Source organism: Actinotalea subterranea (genome assembly GCF_008364845.1).
GTDB lineage: Bacteria > Actinomycetota > Actinomycetes > Actinomycetales > Cellulomonadaceae > Actinotalea > Actinotalea subterranea.
In genome coordinates this window covers 133,196-152,590 of record NZ_VTTP01000003.1, presented here as the reverse complement: position 1 = coordinate 152,590, position 19,395 = coordinate 133,196, and the positions used below count along the sequence as shown (strand labels likewise).

At 73.2% G+C, this 19,395-nt stretch carries 14 protein-coding genes; 10 read left to right on the top strand and 4 right to left on the bottom strand.

Annotation, left to right across the window (positions count from 1 at the left end; all coding sequences use genetic code 11):
- Window positions 1–212: 212 nt before the first annotated feature.
- Window positions 213–1,163 carry a siderophore-interacting protein gene (locus FZ988_RS06565; RefSeq protein WP_188079006.1) on the bottom strand — a complete coding sequence of 317 codons (951 nt, stop codon included), beginning with the start codon at window positions 1,161–1,163 and terminating at the stop codon, window positions 213–215.
- A gap of 191 nt (window positions 1,164–1,354) precedes the next feature.
- Window positions 1,355–3,445, bottom strand: coding sequence for an elongation factor G (locus tag FZ988_RS06560; protein WP_149203224.1), 2,091 nt, complete (start codon window positions 3,443–3,445; stop codon window positions 1,355–1,357).
- A 249-nt stretch (window positions 3,446–3,694) separates the two neighbouring features.
- Between FZ988_RS06560 and FZ988_RS06555 the strand changes: the two genes are divergently transcribed.
- Window positions 3,695–6,175 carry a glycoside hydrolase family 94 protein gene (locus FZ988_RS06555; protein ID WP_149203223.1) on the top strand — a complete coding sequence of 827 codons (2,481 nt, stop codon included), beginning with the start codon at window positions 3,695–3,697 and terminating at the stop codon, window positions 6,173–6,175.
- A 121-nt stretch (window positions 6,176–6,296) separates the two neighbouring features.
- Here the strand turns inward: FZ988_RS06555 and FZ988_RS06550 are convergent, their stop codons facing one another.
- Window positions 6,297–7,475, bottom strand: a complete 1,179-nt coding sequence (locus tag FZ988_RS06550; RefSeq protein WP_149203222.1) for an amidohydrolase family protein — start codon at window positions 7,473–7,475, stop codon at window positions 6,297–6,299.
- 190 nt (window positions 7,476–7,665) lie between these two features.
- Here FZ988_RS06550 and FZ988_RS06545 point away from each other — a divergent pair, with 190 nt between their 5' ends.
- The 6 genes from FZ988_RS06545 (at window position 7,666) to FZ988_RS06520 (ending at window position 13,766) form a co-directional block, all read left to right on the top strand.
- Complete coding sequence (locus tag FZ988_RS06545; protein WP_149203221.1) at window positions 7,666–8,541, top strand: SIS domain-containing protein; 876 nt, start codon at window positions 7,666–7,668, stop codon at window positions 8,539–8,541.
- Window positions 8,542–8,679: 138 nt separating this feature from the next.
- Window positions 8,680–9,996 (top strand): ABC transporter substrate-binding protein, encoded by a 1,317-nt coding sequence (locus tag FZ988_RS06540; protein ID WP_149203220.1) that lies wholly within the window; start codon window positions 8,680–8,682, stop codon window positions 9,994–9,996.
- Window positions 9,993–10,940 carry a carbohydrate ABC transporter permease gene (locus FZ988_RS06535; RefSeq protein ID WP_149203219.1) on the top strand — a complete coding sequence of 316 codons (948 nt, stop codon included), beginning with the start codon at window positions 9,993–9,995 and terminating at the stop codon, window positions 10,938–10,940. The genes FZ988_RS06540 and FZ988_RS06535 overlap by 4 nt, the downstream gene beginning before the upstream one ends.
- Complete coding sequence (locus FZ988_RS06530) at window positions 10,940–11,815, top strand: carbohydrate ABC transporter permease (protein ID WP_149203218.1); 876 nt, start codon at window positions 10,940–10,942, stop codon at window positions 11,813–11,815. Before FZ988_RS06535 ends, FZ988_RS06530 begins: the two co-directional genes overlap by 1 nt.
- Complete coding sequence (locus tag FZ988_RS06525) at window positions 11,812–12,837, top strand: carbohydrate kinase family protein (protein ID WP_246169277.1); 1,026 nt, start codon at window positions 11,812–11,814, stop codon at window positions 12,835–12,837. Before FZ988_RS06530 ends, FZ988_RS06525 begins: the two co-directional genes overlap by 4 nt.
- Window positions 12,834–13,766, top strand: coding sequence for a 1-phosphofructokinase family hexose kinase (locus tag FZ988_RS06520; RefSeq protein WP_188079004.1), 933 nt, complete (start codon window positions 12,834–12,836; stop codon window positions 13,764–13,766). The genes FZ988_RS06525 and FZ988_RS06520 overlap by 4 nt, the downstream gene beginning before the upstream one ends.
- A 12-nt stretch (window positions 13,767–13,778) precedes the next feature.
- On the opposite strand, the gene FZ988_RS06515 is transcribed toward FZ988_RS06520, so the two are convergent.
- Window positions 13,779–14,585: a DeoR/GlpR family DNA-binding transcription regulator gene (locus FZ988_RS06515; protein ID WP_149203215.1), complete on the bottom strand. Its 807-nt coding sequence runs from the start codon at window positions 14,583–14,585 to the stop codon at window positions 13,779–13,781.
- 103 nt (window positions 14,586–14,688) lie between these two features.
- Here FZ988_RS06515 and melA point away from each other — a divergent pair, with 103 nt between their 5' ends.
- The 3 genes from melA to FZ988_RS06500 all read left to right on the top strand — a co-directional run bounded on the left by melA (window position 14,689) and on the right by FZ988_RS06500 (window position 19,368).
- Window positions 14,689–16,005 carry an alpha-glucosidase/alpha-galactosidase gene (gene melA, locus FZ988_RS06510; RefSeq protein WP_149203214.1) on the top strand — a complete coding sequence of 439 codons (1,317 nt, stop codon included), beginning with the start codon at window positions 14,689–14,691 and terminating at the stop codon, window positions 16,003–16,005.
- Window positions 16,002–16,853: a class II fructose-bisphosphate aldolase gene (locus tag FZ988_RS06505; RefSeq protein WP_149203213.1), complete on the top strand. Its 852-nt coding sequence runs from the start codon at window positions 16,002–16,004 to the stop codon at window positions 16,851–16,853. The genes melA and FZ988_RS06505 overlap by 4 nt, the downstream gene beginning before the upstream one ends.
- 169 nt (window positions 16,854–17,022) lie before the next feature.
- The gene (locus tag FZ988_RS06500) at window positions 17,023–19,368 is read left to right on the top strand and encodes a glycoside hydrolase family 43 protein (RefSeq protein WP_188079003.1); all 2,346 of its coding nucleotides are present in this window, start codon (window positions 17,023–17,025) and stop codon (window positions 19,366–19,368) included.
- Window positions 19,369–19,395: the final 27 nt, after the last annotated feature.

Sequence of the window (19,395 nt, the reverse complement as noted above, 5' to 3'; positions counted from 1 at the left end):
CACCCACCCGGGGCCTCGCTCGGCGGCCGCCCACCTGGGGGTCGTTCGGTGGCTGACCCGGTCATGGTGCGACGTGAGCAGCCGGCCGGCGCCCGCACGCAGCGGGCGCCGGCCGGTGTCGTCGGCGCCTTGCAGTCGCCCATCTGCCGAGCCGCAGCCGGCCTCGCCGACGCGGCTCCCGAGCGATCGACGCGACTCCCGAGCGATCGGCGTCAGGCCTCGGGCGAGTGGTGGTCGAAATTCTCGACGCCCAGGCGCCAGAAGCCCGTCATCGCGAACGACGACCGGTCGAGCCCGCGTTCCGCGGTCACATGCGTGCGGATCGCGCGCACGGCGCTCGCCTCCGCGGCGGCCCACACCCAACCCAGGCCCGTGCCCGTGCCCGTGCTCTCGCCGGCGGCGCGCGCACCGAAGTCCGCGGCAGCCACCGCGTCCGAGAGCAGCGACGTCGACCCAGCGGGTGCCCCGTTGCGGTGGAGCCACGTCACCGTCATCGCCGCCCGAGCAGAGAGCTCCACCTCGTCAGCCGGGCCGTCGACCTCGAGGAACACCTGGACCGGAGCCTGCTCAGGCAACCGGTCCAGCCAGTTCAGCACCCCGGGCAGCCCCGTCTCGTCGCCCGCGAGCACGTACCAGTCACGGTCCAACGGCGCGGCCTTGGTGCTCCGCGGACCCAGCGTCCCCAGCTCCTGCCCGGGCGCGGCCTGACCTGCCCACCGGCCGGCCGGTCCGTGGTCGTGGACCGCGAGGTCCACCACAAGCTCGTCGACCGCTGCGTCGTGCGTCAGCGCCGGCACCCCGAAGGTGCGGACCGTGTAGTCCCGGTACAGCAGCCCCGGCTCATCGCGGTTGACCCACCGCTCCTCATCTAGCCGCGGCATGACCAACGCGCCGGACGCGTCCGGGAAGAAGAGCTTGAAGTGGTCGATCGGCCCGTCCGAGACGAACCCCGCCAGCTCCGGCCCGCCGAGCACCACCCGACGCATGCTCCGGCTCAGGTCCACCACGCGCAGCACCGTGAGCCGCCGCGCCGCCATCCGCAACGGCACCTTCCGCACCGGCGACGTCGGCGCGCCCGCGACGGCGGGGCCGCCCGTGCCGACCCCGCTCCGGCGGGAGGTCGCCCCGCGCGCCTGAGCGGTCGAGCTGGAAGATGTGCTCATCGGAGTCCCGTCGCGAGGTGACATCGGCATGCGCCTAAGGTCACCCTAACTCGCCCTCGCCCTCGCCCTCGCCCTCGCCGGCAGCCAGTCTCGGCGGCCAGGGCAGTTCTGGGGCGGGGCGGGGCGGGGGTGCCGGAGAGGCCAGCTCGGCCGCGGGCAGGAGAGGTCTCGGTCGGGTCCGACCGGAGGGCTCAGCTCGCCGCGGAGATCTTCTCCACCAGGTGCGGCGGCACCACGTCGTAGTGGTCGTGGACCGCCGTGAACGTCCCGCGGCCGCCCGTGAGCGAGCGCAGGTCGAGCACGTACCGGCCGATCTCGGCCTCCGGCACCATCGCCTGGATCTGCTGGCGGCCGTCGGGCAACGTGTCGGTCCCCGCGATGCGGCCGCGGCGAGCCGAGAGGTCACCCATCACGTCGCCCTGGAGCGCCGCCGGGACGGTCACGGTCACGAGCGACACGGGCTCGAGCACCACGGAGCCCGCCTTCGTCAGCGCCTCGCGCAGCCCGTGGGACGCGGCGGTCCGGAACGCCATGTCGGACGAGTCGACCGAGTGGTACTTGCCCTCGTAGCACTCGACGCGCACGTCGACGACCGGGAACCCGTGCACGCCGCCCGCCGCCATCGCCTCCATGACGCCGCGCTCGACGGCCGGGATGTAGTTGCGCGGGATGGAGCCGCCGACGATCGAGTCGACGAACACCGACCCCTCGCCACGCGCCGTCGGGCTCACCCGCAGCTGAGCGACGGCGAACTGCCCGTGCCCGCCCGACTGCTTCTTGAGCTTGCCCTCGGCCTCGACGGTCCCGGCGATGGTCTCGCGGTACGCGATGCGGACCGGCTCGGTCGTCACGTTGACGCCGAACTTGCGGGCTAGCCGCTCGAGCGCCACCGCGAGGTGCGTGTCGCCCGTGCCGCGGAGCACGGTCTGGCCCGCGTGGGCGGTGCGGTCGATCATCAGCGTCGGGTCCTCGCCGACGAGGCGCTGGAGGGCCGAGGACAGCTTGTCGTCGTCGGCCTGGGTCAGCGGCTTGAGGGCGAGCGCGTACGGGGTCGGCCGCGCCGGGGGTGCGACGACGCGCGCTGGCGTCCCGCGCTTCGACAGCGTCGAGCCCGTGGGCGTCGCGGTGAGCTTCGCGACGGCCGCGATGTCGCCGGCCACGACGCGGTCGGTCGGCAGGTGCTCCTTGCCGCGGAGGAAGAAGAGCCCGTGGAGCCGCTCGTTCGCGCCCGTCGCGGCGTTCGTCAGGTGGTCCTCGTTGCCGACCGTCCCCGCGAGGACCTTGAACACCGACACCTGCCCGACGAACGGGTCCGCGACCGTGCGGAACACGTGCAGCAGGGTGTCCCCGGCGGGGTCCGACGCGACCGAGATCTCCGACCCGCCGACGCCGGGTTCCTGCTCGCCGACGATGACACGCGCGGGCCTGTCTGCGGGCGACGGCCCGAGCTCGCAGATGTAGTCCGCCAGGCGGTCGACGCCGACGCCCGTCAGCGCGGAGCCGACGAGCACGGGGAACTCCTGGCAGTCGCGGACCTCGTGGACGAGGGCACGCTCGAGGTCGGCCGCGCCGGGCACCTCGCCGCCGAGGTAGCGCTCGAGCTGCTCGTCGTCCCCGGACACGATCTCCTCGGCGACCTCGTCGTGCAGGCGACGCTCCTCCTCGGCCACGTCGTCGGGCATCGCGCCCGCGTGGTGGGTCCCGTCGGCGGCGTACTCGAAGCCCTGGTCGGAGAGCACGTCGGCCACCCCGTGGAAGGCCTCCTCTTCGCCGATCGGCAGCTCGAGGGGGACGAACCCTGGCCCGAACGTCGCGCGGAGCTGGTCCAGGACGCGGTGGAAGTCGGCGCGGGGCTTGTCCTCCTTGGTGACGAACACCATGCGCGGGATGCCCGCGGCGGCGGCCTGCTCCCACACGGTCTCGGTGCCGACCTCGACACCGTCCACGGCGCTCACGACGGCGACCACGAGGTCCGCGACGGACAGCGCGGCGTCGACGCCGCCCGCGAAGTCGGCGTAACCGGGCGTGTCGATGACGTTGACCTTGTACGTCTCGCCGTCGGACGCCTTCCAGGTGAACGGGGCGATCGTGGGGGAGAGCGAGATCCCGCGCTTGATCTCCTCGGGCTCGGTGTCGCACACGGTCGAGCCGTCCTCGACCCGGCCGACGCGGGGGATGACCCCGGCTCGGCTGAGGAGCGCTTCGACGAGCGTCGTCTTGCCGGCACCGCTGTGGCCCACCAGGGCCACGTTGCGGATCCTCGGCGTTGCTGCCTGGTCCATGATTCCGGATCTCCTTCGTTGGAGTGGCCCTTGGAGGCAGGCTAGCCACGGCCCGCTGGGCAGAACAGGACCTCCGTCCGTCGACGGCGGCGCGGCGCGTCGGCACGCGCCTCTCGGGTGATCGCGGGACCTTCGGACCCTGGCCCTTGACGGCCGGGCGACCCTATGATGGCGACGCCGGTTGGCGTGGGAGCGCTCCCGCGGACCTGATCCCCGGCCGCACAACCCCGACGAGAGGCACCGAGGACCATGCGTTACGGGCACTTCGACGACGAGACCCGCGAGTACGTCATCACGACGCCGAACACCCCGTACCCGTGGATCAACTACCTGGGTTCGCAGGACTTCTTCTCGCTCATCTCGCACCAGGCCGGCGGCTACTCGTTCTACCGCGACGCCCGCATGCGCCGCCTGACGCGGTACCGCTACAACAACATCCCCACGGACGCGGGCGGCCGCTACCTCTACGTCCACCACGACGGAGACGTCTGGACGCCGTCGTCCATGCCCGTGCGCGCCGAGCTCGACCACTTCGAGGCGCGCCACGGCCTGGGCTACACGCGGATCACGGGCGAGCGCCGCGGCGTGCGCGTCGAGACCCTCTTCTTCGTCCCCGTGGGCGAGAACGCCGAGGTCCAGCGCGTCACGGTCACCAACACGTCCGACGCCCCGGTGGAGCTGACGCTCTTCAGCTTCGTCGAGTTCGCGCTCTGGAACGCGCACGACGACCAGACGAACTACCAGCGGAACCTGTCGATCGGCGAGGTCGAGGTCGAGCAGGACGGCCCGCACGGCAGCGCGATCTACCACAAGACCGAGTACCGCGAGCGGCGCAACCACTACGCCGTGCACGCCGTCAACGCCCGCGCGACGGGCTTCGACACGGACCGCGAGACGTTCGTCGGCCTCTACAACAGCCTCGGCGAGCCGGACGTGCCCCGCGCCGGCGTCTCCGCCAACTCGGTCGCGAGCGGCTGGTACCCGATCGGCTCGCACAGCCTCGACGTCGCCCTCGCCCCCGGCGAGTCGCAGACCTTCACGTTCGTGCTCGGCTACCTCGAGAACCCGCAGGACGAGAAGTGGGCCGACGACGCCCACCAGGTCGTCAACAAGGCCGGCGCACACGCCCTCCTCGAGCGCTTCGCGACGACCGAGCAGACCGACGCCGCGTTCGCCGCGCTCCAGCAGTACTGGACGGACCTGCTCTCGACCTACTCGGTGCGCTCGACCGACGAGAAGCTCGACCGGATGGTCAACATCTGGAACCAGTACCAGTGCATGGTCACGTTCAACATGTCGCGGTCCGCGTCGTACTTCGAGACCGGCATCGGCCGCGGCATGGGCTTCCGCGACTCGAGCCAGGACCTCCTCGGGTTCGTGCACCTCGTGCCCGAGCGCGCACGCGAGCGGCTTCTCGACGTCGCCGCGACGCAGTTCCCGGACGGCTCGGCGTACCACCAGTACCAGCCGCTGACGAAGCGCGGGAACCTCGAGGTCGGCTCAGGCTTCAACGACGACCCGCTGTGGCTCATCGCCGGTGCGTCCGCCTACGTCAAGGAGACAGGCGACTTCACGATCCTCGACGAGAGCGTCCCGTTCGACAACGACGAGTCGCTCGCGCAGAGCCTGTTCGAGCACCTCACGCGCTCGTTCGAGTACACGCGCACGCACGTCGGGCCGCACGGCCTCCCGCTCATCGGGCGCGCCGACTGGAACGACTGCCTGAACCTCAACTGCTTCAGCAGCGAGCCGGGCGAGTCCTTCCAGACCACCGAGAACAAGGGCGGCGGCGTCGCCGAGTCGGTCTTCATCGCCGCGATGTTCGTCAAGTACGGCCTCGAGTACGCGGAGCTCGCCGAGCGCTACGGCAAGCCCGACGTCGCGGCCGACGCGCGGGAGTCGGTCGAGCAGATGCGCGCGGCGGTGCTCAGCCACGGGTGGGACGGCCGCTGGTTCCTGCGGGCGTACGACTACTTCGGCAAGCCGATCGGGACCGACGCCGAGCCCGAGGGCAAGATCTGGATCGAGCCGCAGGGCTTCGCGGTCATGGCCGGGATCGGTGTGGACAGCACCGACCCGACGAGCGCCGAGTCGGCGCACAGCCCCGCCGTCGCCGCCCTGGACTCGGTGCGCGAGCTCCTGGCCACCGACCACGGCATGGTGCTGCAGTACCCGGCGTACACGACGTACCGCATCGAGCTCGGCGAGGTGTCGACGTACCCGCCCGGCTACAAGGAGAACGGCGGCATCTTCTGCCACAACAACCCGTGGGTGATCATCGGCGAGACGATCCTCGGCCGCGGCGAGCGTGCCTTCGACTACTACCGCCGCATCACCCCCGCATACCGCGAGGACATCAGCGACGTGCACCGGCTCGAGCCGTACGTGTACGCGCAGATGATCGCCGGCAAGCAGGCGGTGCGCCACGGCGAGGCCAAGAACTCGTGGCTGACGGGCACGGCGGCGTGGAACTTCGTCGCGGTGAGCCAGTACCTGCTCGGTGTGCGGCCGGGGCACGACGGCCTGGTCGTGGACCCGCAGATCGGCCCCGACGTGCCCGAGTTCTCGGTCACCCGCGTCGCGCGCGGCGCGACGTACGAGATCCGCGTGGTCAACTCCGGCGCACCCGGCGCCCGCGCGACCCTGACGGTCGACGGCGTCGAGATCGCGGGCAACGAGGTCCCCTACGCGGCGCCCGGCAGCATCGTGCAGGTCACGGCCCGCCTCTGAGCCGGTGGCCGGGCGTCCCGTCCAGGGGGACGCCCGGCCGCCTCGCCACGGAGGAGGTCCGCGTCGGCCTCTGCGCCCACGGCCGCCTCTGCCACGGCGCCGGGCTCTGCGCCCGCGCCACTCAGGCGTCGAGCCCGAGCACCCGCCGCGCGTTGTCCCGGTAGACGGATGCGAGCACGTCCGCCGGCAGGTGGACGCCCGAGACGGTCCACCGACCCTGGGGCGGCACGTCTGCGCCCGGCGCGTAGTCGAAGGCCTCGTCGGCGGTCTCGAGGAACCGGAAGTGCACCTCGAGGTCCTCGCGTGCGAGCGGGAAGGCGTCGGTGCCGAACAGCACCCGGTCCGGGTGGTCGAGGACGAGGCGCCGGAAGCGGCGCGGCTGGCGCCCGATCTCCGCGAGGCGGCCCGCGATGTCGACGACGAGGTTCGGGGCGACGCGCAGCAGGTGCTCGACGTGGTCGAGGTCCTCGGCGACGCACCCGACGTGCGCGCCGATGTAGCGGGTGCCCGGCGTCGCCACCAGGAGCGCCTCGAGGGCGTCCATGAGCAGCTCGAAGGTCGGGTAGGTCCGCGCGTCGGCGAACGACCACTGCGGCTGGGCGAGGAGCTCGTCGACGCGCTCGTTGTGCCGGTCGAGGGGCGCGAAGAACGCCTTGGGGTCGGCCACGTGGATGAGCACGGGCAGGCCGAGCTCGCCGGCGAGCGCCATCGTGCTGACCACGCGCGGGTCGTCGGGGAGCACGAGCGCACCTGAGGCGTCGCGCACCTCGAGACCGAGGTCCTTCCACACCTTGACGCCGCGTGCGCCTCGTGCGGCGCTCGCGCGCAGGTCGGCGTGGATGCGCCGTTCGCCGTCGGGCAGCGCGAGCTGCGTCCAGTCGACGTGGCAGAAGGTGAGGAACCGGTCGGGGTGCGCCCTGTCGTACCGGTCGAGGTTGGCCTCGAGCTCGGCACCCCAGCGGCCGTCGAGGTTGACGATCGTCGTCACGTTCGCGTCGTCCATGAGCGCGAGCAGCGCGCCGACGTCGGGTGCGCACCAGACGCCGTCGGTGAGCCAGCGGCCGAGGTGGTTGTGCGCGTCGACCGCCGGAACCGCTGCGCGCGGCACGTGCGTGACGGGCACGGTGAGCGTGCGCCGGGGCGCCCAGTCCGCGAGGCGGAGGTCGGGGCCGTCGCCCGACGGCGGGGGCGCGTCGAGCGGCGCGGCTGACGCGGCGGCGTGGGTGACGCCGGGGGACGCCTCGGGCGCGGCGGCGCGGGGCGCGTCCGGCGACGGCTCGGGTGGCGTGGTGGGGGTCATGGGTCCTCCTCGACCGGTTGCCCAGAGCATGCCGCGACGGCCGACGCGGACCGACGAGTTGGCATCAAGTGCTCAGAGAAACTGCGCACTTTCGTCAGTATTGCTGACGGCCACGCAGTCGATGAGCAGTATGGGCAGGCATCGGAGGCGCCGAGAACCGCGTCGCCGCACCTCGACCGAAGGATCCTCAGTGACCAGCATCACGGCCCTCGAGATCAGCTCCCAGCCCGACACGTGGGCGCGTGCTCTGTCCGGCCCCTCGGTCGCTCCGCTGCTGGGCGGCCCGGGGGAGCGCGTGCTCATCCTCGGCTGCGGCACCAGCGCGTTCGTCGCCGAGTCGCTCGCCGCGCTGCGTGAGGCGGCCGGCCTGGGCCACACCGACGCCGCGTACGCCTCCGAGTGGCGGCCCGGCCGTCCCTACGACCGCGTGGTCGCGATCAGCCGCTCCGGGACCACCACGGAGGTCCTCGACGCGCTGGCCCGGGTCGACGCGGGCGTCGTGACCGCCGGGGTCGTCGCCGTCGCCGGCACACCCGTGACGCTCGCCTGCGACGAGAACCTCGTGCTCGACTACGCGGACGAGCAGTCGGTGGTCCAGACGCGGTTCCCGACGACGGTCCTCGCCGCGGCACGCGCCGCGTTCGGCGCAGACCTCTCCGGGCTCGTCGCCCAGGCCCGCGACTCCCTCGCCCAGGACCTTCCCGTCGACGTCGCGGACTTCGACCACTTCGTCTACCTCGGCTCGTCCTGGACGTACGGCCTCGCCCAGGAGGCGGCCCTCAAGGTGCGCGAGGCCGCGCAGGCCTGGTCCGAGTCCTACCCCGCGCTCGACTACCGCCACGGGCCCATCGCCGTCGCCGGCCCGCGGTCGCTCGTGATGCTCTTCGGCGACCTGGACGCCGCGCTCGTCGCGGACGTCGAGCGCACCGGTGCCACGGTGCTCCACCTCGACGTCGACCCGCTGGTCCAGCTCGCTCAGGCCCAGCGCCTCGCGGTCCGCCTGGCCGAGACCCGTGGGCTCTCGCCCGACACCCCGCGGGGCCTGACGCGCTCCGTCGTCCTGTGAGCCCGTCCACCAGGGCGGCCCGCCCGGTCCATGCGGCCCACCCGGCCGCCTGACCCGTACACCCGCCCGACCCGCCCGCACCAGATCCCCCGCACGAGCCCCGCACCCACCCCGCCCCTCCGACAGACTGGGACCACGATGCCGATCCCCCACCGCCGGCGCGCAGCGTTCGGCACCCTGACACTGCTCGCCGCCGCGACGACGCTCGCTGCCTGCACGTCGTCGCCCCAGGGCGCCACGACCCTCGACACCGAGGCGGACGTGACCCTGACGTGGTGGACGGGCCAGGCCGACGCGGCCCAGACGATCCTCGAGGGCCTCGCGCAGGAGTTCGAGGACGAGCACCCCAACGTGACGATCGACATCTCGTCGGGCGCCCCGTCGACGGAGGACCTGCTGCAGAAGCTCTCGGCGTCGTTCGCCGGTGGCACGTACCCGGACGTGTCCTACGCGTTCGGGTCGTGGGCCAGCGAGCTCGCCGACTCGGGCCGCACGCTCGACCTCACGGAACAGGTCGCGGACCCCGAGGTCGGCTGGGAGGAGTTCTCCGGTGCGGCCCGCCAGACGGCGCAGCCCACGGGCGACGTCACCATCGGGTTCCCCGCGGTCGTCGACAACCTCTCCCTGATCTACAACACGACGGTCTTCGACGCCGCGGGCGTGGACTACCCGACCGAGGACTGGACGTGGGAGGACTTCCGGGAGGCTGCGAAGCAGCTGACCGATCCCTCGACCAACACCTACGGGTACGCCTACTCGGTCTCGGGCACCGAGGAGACCACGTGGCAGTTCTGGCCGCACCTGTGGCAGCGCGGCGGCGAGATCCTGTCCGACGACGGCACGACCGCGACGTTCAACTCCGAGGCGGGTGTCGAGGCGCTGACGTTCCTGCGTGACATGGCCGTCGAGGACAAGTCGGTGTACCTCGACCAGACGGACACCAAGTTCACGCAGCTCTTCGCGAGCGACCGCATCGGCATGGTGACCTCCGGGCCGTGGACGCTCTACGACCTCGGCGTCGCCGGGACGTCCTACGGCGTGGTCCAGCTCCCGGGCGTCGACGGCGTGCACACGACGGTCTCCGGGCCGGACCTGTGGGTGCTGTTCGACCACGAGGACGTGAACCGGGCGTACTGGTCGTACGAGCTGATCCGGTGGCTGACCGACGCCGAGCAGGACGTCCGGTGGAACGTGGAGTACGGCAACCTGCCGCTGCGCGCCGCGGAGATCGACACCCCCGAGTTCGCCGCGCAGGTGGAGGCGATGCCCGGGCTGGACGTGATGGCCGCCAACGGGGTCAACGCGACCGAGCCCCGGCCGACCGTCGCGGGCTACGTCAAGGTCTCCGAGGCTGTCGGGACGGCGATCTCCCAGGTGCTCCAGGGCCAGGGCGAGCCGCAGGAGGCGCTCGACACCGCCGCCGCCCAGGCCACCGCGGAGCTGGCCGACCAGTGAGCGCGGCGACAGCCACGGCGGACCCCGTCGAGGCGCACCCAGGCCGGACGGCCCGCCGGCCCGCCCGGGCGCGTGCCCGCCGGGCGAACCTCACCGGGTGGGGGTTCGTCGCCCCCGCGACAGCCGTCGTCCTCGGCCTGTCCGCCTTCCCCGCGGTGTGGGCGTTCATCCTCTCGCTCCAGGACTGGAACGGCTTCGGGACCGCCGAACCCGTGGGTCTGGAGAACTACTCGGCGATGGTGAGCGACGCCGAGCTGCACGCCGCCGTGACGCACACGGTCGTCTACACGGCGCTGTTCGTCCCGGCGTCGGTGCTGCTCGGCCTGCTCCTCGCCGTGCTGCTCAACCGGCGCATCGTCCTCATCGGCGTGTACCGGACGCTGATCTTCCTGCCGTTCGTCGCATCCGCGGCCGCCACGGGCATCCTCACGACCTACCTGTTCAACCCGCAGTTCGGCCTCGTCAACAACGTGCTTCGCGTCGTCGGGCTGCCGCAGCAGGGCTGGCTCGAGGACCCCGCGCAGGCGATGGTCGTCATCACGCTCATGTCCCTGTGGGGGCAGGCGGCGTTCACCACGGTCATCTACCTGGCGGCGCTCCAGGACATCCCCGCGGAGCTGACGGAGGCCGCGCGGATCGACGGCGCCAACCGGTGGCAGGCGTTCTGGCACGTCACGTTCCCGCAGCTCGCACCCGTGACCGTGTTCGTCGCGATCTGGCAGACGATCAGCGCGATCCAGCTGTTCGACCTCGTGTACACGACGACGCGCGGCGGGCCGCTCAAGGCCACGGAGACGATCGTCTACTACCTGTGGAGCGCGGCCTTCAAGGACCTCGAGCTCGGGTACGCGTCGGCGGTCGCCTACGGCCTGTTCGCGGTGACGCTGCTCATCACGATCGCGGTGACCCTCTACTCCCGTCGCACGAAGGTCGGTGCGTTCTGATGGCCCTGCTCCTGCGCGACCCCGTCGCACCCGTCGTCGACGGACCGCCCGCGCGCCGCACGCGCCCGCGGTCCCTGTGGTGGCACCTGCTGCTCGCACCCGTCGCACTGCTCTTCGCGACGCCGTTCGTCCAGATGTTCCTCACGTCGCTGACGCCGAAGGAGGACATCAACACCTTCCCGCCGCGCTTCTTCCCGAGCAGCGTCACGCTCGAGGGCTACGCCAAGCTGTTCGAGCAGTCGGACATCCTGCGCTGGATGGGCAACACGGTGCTCGTCTCGGCCGTCGCGATCGTCTCCCACCTCATCCTGTGCTCGCTCGCGGGCTACGGCTTCGCCCGCCTGACGTTCAAGGGGCGTGACGTCGGCTTCTTCATGATCGTCGGGACGATCATGATCCCGACCCAGCTCCTCATGGTGCCGACGTACATCCTGTTCTCGCGGCTCGGCATCATCGACACCCTCGCGGCCGCGATGGTCCCGTGGCTGGCCTCGGCGTTCGGCATCTTCCTCATGCGGCAGTTCTTCCTGTCGCTGCCGCCCGAGCTCGAGGAGGCCGCGATCGTCGACGGCTGCACGCGCCTCCAGGCGTTCTGGCGCATCATCCTGCCGCTCGCCCGCCCCGCGCTCGCGACGCTCGCGATCTTCACGCTGCTCGGCTCGTGGAACGACCTCGTGTGGCCCCTCATCGCGATCAACGACCCACAGCAGTTCACGCTCCAGCTCGGCATCACCAACTTCCAGGGCGCCCGGCGCACCGACTGGTCGCTGCTCATGGCGGGCAACGTCGTCGCGACGCTCCCGCTCATCGCGTTCTTCCTCGTCGCGCAGCGGCAGTTCCTCGCGACCATGACGTTCTCCGGGATCAAGGGGTGAGCGCCGTGGACGGGAGGGTTCCCGACGACGGGCCGGCCGCGCCCGGGCGGCCGAAGGCCCCGGCCGGGCCGAGCGGACCACGTCCGCTCGTCGTGCTCGGCGACGCGAATGTGGACCTCGTGCTGCGCGGCGACGTCGTGCCGCGGTTCGGGCAGGCCGAGCAGCTCGCGGACTCGGGCGACCTCGTGCTCGGCGGCTCCGCGTCGATCGCGGCGTGCGGCACGGCGCGGCTGGGTGTGCCGACGACCCTCGTCGCTCGCGTGGGTGAGGACGCGTTCGGCCGGTTCACCCTGGAGGCGCTCGTGGACGCGGGCGTCCAGGTGGGCGACGTCGCCGTCGACCCGCGCACGCCCACAGGGTTCTCGGTGATCCTCTCGACGCCCGACGACCGCGCGATCCTCACCGTGCCGGGCACGATCCCGACGCTGCGCGCCGCCGACGTGCGGGCCGCCGCCGTGTGGGGCACCGGGCCGGCGCACGTGCACGTCGCGTCCTACTTCCTCCAGCCCGGCCTCGCGGCGGAGCTCCCCGCGCTCCTCGCCGAGCTGCGCTCCGCGGGGCTCACGACGAGCCTCGACACCAACTGGGACCCGACCGAACGCTGGGCCGGGCTCGCCGAGGTGCTGCCGTACGTGGACGTCCTGCTCCCCAACACGAACGAGCTCCAGGCGATCGCCGCCGCGCTCGGGGCACCACCGGGGTGCTCCGACGAGGCGGCCGCGCGCCACGTCGCAGCGCTCGGCCCGCGCGTCGTCGTCAAGGCCGGCGCCGACGGCGGCTGGTCCGTCGCGCCCGACGGTCCCGTGGTGCACGCACCGGGCCTCACGGTCGACGTCGTGGACACGACGGGTGCGGGTGACAGCTTCGACGCCGGCTACCTCGCCGCGGTCGCGCACGGTGTGGTCGACGAGGGCCGCCGCCTGCGGTGGGCCGCCGCCGCGGGCTCCCTGTCGACCCTCGGCGCGGGTGGCACGGGTCACCAGGCGACGCTCGCCGACCTGCGCCGGGCGGGGGTCGTGTGATCAGCGCGGTCGCGCTGAGCCCGAGCCTGGACGTGACCTACCGCGTCGCGTCGTTGCACGGGATCCAGCGTCCCGAGGCGACCCGGCGCGTGGCCGGCGGGAAGTCCCTCAACGCCGCACGGGCGGCCGCACGGCTGGGGGCCGACGTCCTTGCGGTCGCGGTGCTCGGCGGCGGGACGGGCGACGTCGTCCGGCGCGCGGCCGAGGAGGACGGTGTGCGGGTCGACGCCGTCGCCGGGCGGCACCTGACGCGCACGTGCGTCTCGGTGTCCGCAGCCTCGACGGGTGACCTGACGGAGGTGTACGAGCAGGCGACCCGCGTGGAGCCCGACGAGCTCGAGAGCCTCCTCGCGCGGGTCGCGGCCCGCGCGCGTGCCCGGCCGGGCTGGTGGCTCGTCTCCGGCGCCCTGCCGACGTCGCTCCCGGACGACACCCTGAGCCGGCTGGTGCGCGTGCTGCACGACGCCGGGGTGCGCGTCGCGGTCGACAGCCACGGCCCCGCGCTCGCGAGCGCCGTGGACACCGACCCGCCGGACCTGGTCAAGGTCAACCGCGCCGAGGCGGCGGAGGTGCTGGGCCTGCCCGTGGACACACCCCTGGGCGAGCTCGTCCGGTCGCTCCGGGCCCGTGCGGGTGTGCTCGCGGTCGTGACCGACGGCACCGCGGGGGTCGCCGCGAGCGACGGGGACGTCGGACTGGTCGCGCGGCTCGACGGGCACGTCGGCGACTACCCGGTGGGGAGTGGCGACTCGTTCCTGGGGGCGCTGCTCGTCGCGCTCGACCGCGGGGACGGGCTCGCCGACGCGTTGGCCCTCGCGACAGCCGCGGCGACCGCCAACGCGCAGGTGCCGGGCGCCGCCGTCTTCTCGCCGGAGCTCGTCGGGCGGCTCGTGCCCGAGGTGCGCGTGGGGGTCCTCGCCGGAGCGTGACGGCGCGTCGGGTCAGGCCTCGACGACGTGCACCTCGACGCCCGCCTCCCGGATCGCGGCGAGGTGCTCGGGGTCGGCGCTCGCGTCCGTGACGAGCACGTCGACCTCCGAGAGGTCGGCCATCTTCGCGAGGGTGATCCGGCCGACCTTCGAGCCGTCGGCGACGACGATGACGCGCTCGGCGTGCGTGACCATCGCGTGGTTGGTGCGCGCCTCGATCTCGTCGTGCGTGGTCGCGCCGCCGCGCACGCTGATGCCGTCGGTGCCGAGGAACGCGGTTCCCACGTGGATCGCGTTGAACGTGTGCTCGGCGAGCACGCCGACGGCCTCGAGGGACGTCGAGCGGACGACGCCGCCGGTCATGATGACCTGGAGGTTGCTGCCGGCTGCCAGCTCGATCGCGGTCGTGAGCGCGTTGGTGACGATCGCGACGTCGGGCCGCTCCGCGAGGACGCGCGCGACGGCGGCGGCGGTGCTGCCGCCGCTGATCGCGACGGAGTACCGGCCCGCGGGGAGCAGCTGGGCGGCGCGGACGGCGATGCGCAGCTTGGCCTCGCGGAAGTGCGAGTCGCGCAGGCGCACGGGCAGCTCGCTCGTGGCGTCGAAGGCGCGCACGCCGCCGTGGGTGCGCACGAGCAGGCCCTGCTCCTCCATGTCGGCGAGGTCCCGCCGGACGGTCGCGGGGGAGACGCCGAGGTCACGCACCAGGTCGGTCAGGCGCACGGCGCCGGCGCCGTTGACGAGCTCGAGGGTGCGGCGCATGCGCGCCGACCGCTTGTGCGAGACGGCCGTGGGCGTGGCGTCGGCCGGGGGGAACATGGCACTCCTCGGGTGCGGCGAACTGATCACCAAAACTGAGCACTTTGGTCGCGTACTGATCGTATTCTTGCACGGCTCGCTCAGGCGCAACCATGATCTCGCCATGGTCCAGATCGCGTTCCTCGGCGCTGGCAGCGTCGTGTTCACCCGGCAGCTCGTCGCCGACCTCCTGCGCTACCCGGAGCTCGCGGACGTCCACCTCGCCCTGCACGACATCGACGCGGACCGCCTCGCGGTCGCCGAGGGCACCGCGCGGCAGATCGATGCGCGGCTCGGCACGCGCGCCACGATCACCGCGACCCTCGACCGGCGCGAGGCGCTGCGCGGCGCCGACTTCGTCATCACGATGATCCAGGTCGGCGGCATCGACGCGACCCTCACCGACCTCGAGCTGCCCGCCCGCTACGGCCTGCGCCAGACGATCGGCGACACGACCGGCGTCGGCGGCGTCTTCCGGGCTCTGCGCACCTTCCCCGTCCTCGAGGCGATCACGGCCGACATGCGCGAGCTCTGCCCGCAGGCCTGGCTGCTCAACTACACCAACCCGATGGCCATGAACGTGTGGTGGGCCTCCGTCGTCGCGCCCGACCTCAAGGTCGCCGGCCTGTGCCACAGCGTCTACTGGACCGCGCACGACCTCGCCGAGCTCGTCGGCGTCCCCGTCGAGAGCACGCGGTACCGCGCGGCGGGCGTCAACCACCAGGCCTGGATGCTCGAGTGGACGCACGACGGCCAGGACCTGTACCCCCTCCTCCGCGAGCGCATCCGCCGCGAGCCCGAGCTCGAGCGCCGCGTGCGCGTCGAGATGTTCCGGCGCCTCGGCTACTACCCGACCGAGACGAGCGAGCACTCCGCCGAGTACCTCTCCTGGTTCCTGCGCTCGGACGCGCAGGTCGAGCGGTACCGGATCGAGCCGCTTCAGTACATCGGCATCAGCCGCGACAACCTCGCCGAGCTCGCCGCGACCCGGACCATGCTCGCCGAGGGCACCCCGCTGCCCCTTGAGGAGGGCGCGAGCGAGTACGCGCCGCAGATCATCCACTCGATCGTCACCGGCACGCAGCGCGAGGTCCACGTCAACGTGGTCAACCGCGGGCTCATCGACAACCTGCCGCAGGACGCCGTCGTCGAGGTCCCCTGCGCGGTCGACGCCGACGGCCTGCACCCCGTGGCGATGGGCGCCCTGCCCGTCCAGTGCGCCGCCGCCAACCAGCCCTACCTCTCGGTCAACCGGCTGACCATCGAGGCGGCCCGCACGGGCGACCCGCGCCTCGTGCGGCAGGCCGTCCTCATGGACCCCAACGCGTCGTCGAGCCTCACGCCCGAGCAGATCTGGCTGCTGTGCGACGATCTCGTCGCCGCGCACGGGTCCTTGCTCCCGGAGGCGCTGCGCGTGCCCGTCCCGGCGGGCACGCTGTGACCTGGACGACGACGCGCGCGCTCGTCGACGCCTCCGTCGCGTCGGGCAGCGCGGTGCTCGCGTTCAACGTCATCACGCTCGAGCACGCCGAGGGCATCGTCGCGGGCCTCGAACGCGCCGACCTGCCCGGGATCCTCCAGGTCAGTGAGAACGCTCTGCGCTTCCACGACGGCGCCATCGCACCCCTCGTGGCGGCCTGCCGCGAGGTCGCCCGCGCGGCACGCGTACCCGTCGCCCTGCACCTGGACCATGTGCAGGACCTCGACCTGTGCCAGGACGTGATCGCCTCCGCCGAGGGCATCGGCGTGAGCTCCCTCATGGTCGATGCGGCTCATCTGGGCTACGAGGACAACGTCGCCAGGACGGCGGAGCTCGCGGCCGCCGCGCACCGCGTGGGGCTGTGGGTCGAGGCCGAGCTCGGGGAGATCGGCGGCAAGGCCGGTGCCCACGCGCCGGGCGTCCGGACCGACCCCGACGAGGCGCGCGCCTTCGTGGCGGCCACGGGCGTCGACGCGCTCGCGGTCGCCGTCGGCAGCACGCACGCCATGACGACCGCGACGGCGACCCTCGACCTCGGCCTCATCGAGCGGCTCGCCGAGGCCGTCCCCGTGCCGCTCGTGCTGCACGGCTCCTCGGGCGTGCCGTCCGCGATGATCCGCGAGGCGGTCGCGCGTGGCATCCGCAAGATCAACGTGGGCACGGCGCTCAACGTCGCCTACACGGGCGAGGTGCGCCGCACGCTCGCGTCCGACGGAGCGGCGACCGACCCCCGCGGCTACCTGCGCCCGGCCCGCGAGGCCGTCGCCGCGTCGGTCGCGACGCTCTCCGGCGAGGTCCTGAGCGCCTGACGGCGGGGCTCGGCGCGGCCGTACCCGAGTGACGCCCGACGCTGGCCTCCGCCCGACGCGGGCCGCTGCGCCCGGTACCCGGCCACCTCGCCGGGCGAGGCCTCGGGGTGCGAGGGTCGGGGACGGGGCGTAGAACGGGGGAACCGTCCCGACCTCGATGGGTACCTCGATGCAGCGGATCGCCCTCGTCTCCGTCCTCGCCGCCGCGGCGCTCGCCGCGGGCCTGCCCCTCGGCGCCCCGGGCGCACCGCCGAGGTCCGACGACTCGGACGCCGCGCGGGGCGGCCCCGGGCGCGCCCCCGCGACCTACACGAACCCCGTGAGCGCGGGCTTCGCGGACACCTACGCCGACCCCGCGGTGATCCGCGGCAAGGATGGCCTCTGGTACGCGTACGGCACGACCGACCCGCTGCGCGAGGGTGACGAGCGCAGCATGCTGCCCATCTCGCGCTCGTCCGACCTGGTCACGTGGGAGCACGTCGGCGACGCGTTCGCCGACGGCGCGCTGCCGGCCTGGGCGGACGCCGAGCGTGGCGCTGCGCTCTGGGCGCCGGACGTCCGGTACGTCGACGGCGAGTACCGCCTGTACTACGTCGTCACCGAGACGACGCTCACTCCCGAGCCGAACGACAACGCGATCGGCGTCGCCACCGCCCCCTCGCCCGCGGGCCCGTGGACGGACACGGGCGCGCCCGTCGTCGGGCCGCGGCACGGTGCGGGCGGGGAGGGTGACTTCCTGTGGACGTTCGACCCGTCGCACGTGTCGGCCCCGGACGGGACCGAGTACCTGTTCTACGGCTCCTACTACGGCGGCATCCACGTGACCGCGCTGTCGGACGACGGGCGGACGGCCGTCGGCGAGCCCACGCCCGTGGCCGTCGACAACAAGTACGAGGGCGCGTACGTGGTGCGCCGCGGCGGGTACTGGTACCTCTTCGCGTCGTCGGCGAACTGCTGCGCGGGCCCGACGACGGGCTACAGCGTGCACGTGGGCCGGTCCGAGCAGGTGACGGGTCCCTACGTGGACCGCGAGGGTGCGCGCCTGGACGTGTCGCGCGCGGGCGGCACGCCGGTCCTGGCGCCGAACGGGAACCGCTGGGTCGGCACGGGCCACAACGCCGTCGTGACCGACCTCGCGGGCCAGGACTGGATGGTCTACCACGCGATCGACCGCGAGGACCCGTACCTGGAGGGCACGGACGGCATCAACGAGCGCCCCATGCTCCTGGACCGGCTGGACTGGGTCGACGGCTGGCCGAGCGTCCGGGCGGGCGCCTGGGCGTCGCAGGGCCAGGAGGTCGCGCCCGTGACGTCCGGGCGCCAGGTCACCGGTCTCGAGGACGGCCTGGGCCGTGGCCTCGGCCACGCCTGGAGACTCGCGGGCCCGTGGACCGCCACGCGGGACGCCGACTCGGGCGGCCTGGCGCAGGCGGGCGGTGAGGCGGCCCTGGTGACGCGGCGGACCATCGCCCAGCCGGTGCGGGTGGAGGCCGACGTGCGCCTCGCCGAGGGGGACGAGCCGACGACGGCCGGCCTCGTCGCGGGCTCGCGGCACCAGGGCGACGCGATCCGGGCAGTGGTGGACCCGGTGGCCGGCGAGCTCGTCGTCACGGTCGAGGCGCGGGGTGCCGAGGTCGCCCGTGCGGCCGGGCCGCTCCCGTCGGGCTTCGCGGCGTCGGCGTGGCACTCCGCCGTGCTCGAGGTCGCGGACGGTGTCGCGCGCGCCGAGGTCAGCGACGCTCGGCTCGGGGACGCCACAGAGGTCCGGCTCGCCCTTCCCGACGGGACCCGAACGGCAGGGGCTGCGGGTGTCGTCGCCGGTGGGCCGGGCGTCCAGGTGGACAACGTGAGCGTCCTGCCGCGGGCGATCCCCGTGGCCGACGTGGTTCCCGTCCCGGTGCCCGGGATCCCCGACCCGGCGGCGAGCGACGAGCTCGACGGCACGGCCCTCGGTGCAGGCTGGACGGCGCTGCGGGACCCTGACGTGCGCGTGGAGGGTGGGTCGCTCGTGTGGCCCACCGAGGCGGCCGACCTCGTCGGTACGGGGAACGACGCGGGCGTGCTGCTCCGCGACCCACCGGACGGGGCGTGGACGGCCGAGACGCGCGTGACCATCGACTTGGGCACGGACGACGTCCGCAACTTCCAGCAGGCGGGCCTCGTGGCGTACGTCGACGACGACCGCTGGGCGCGGCTGTCCCACGTGGCCATCTGGAACACGCGGCAGACGGAGTTCGGGACCGAGGTGCCGTACGCCGGACGGCTCGCCTTCGGCGGCACCATCGTCGGGCCGCCCGCGGACACGACCTGGCTGCGCCTGTCCCTGCGCGTGCGCGACGGCGAGCAGGAGGTCCAGGCGTTCACGAGCACCGACGGCGCGACGTGGGTCGCCGGTGGGGTCTGGACGTTCCCGGCCGATGCGGACGTGAAGGTCGGGCTCGTCTCCCACGGCGGGGCCGGCGCGACGGCGCAGTTCGACTACCTGCGGCTCTACCGCGACCTGACGCCCGGCTGACACCGGTTGACCCGGGACCGGTGCCCG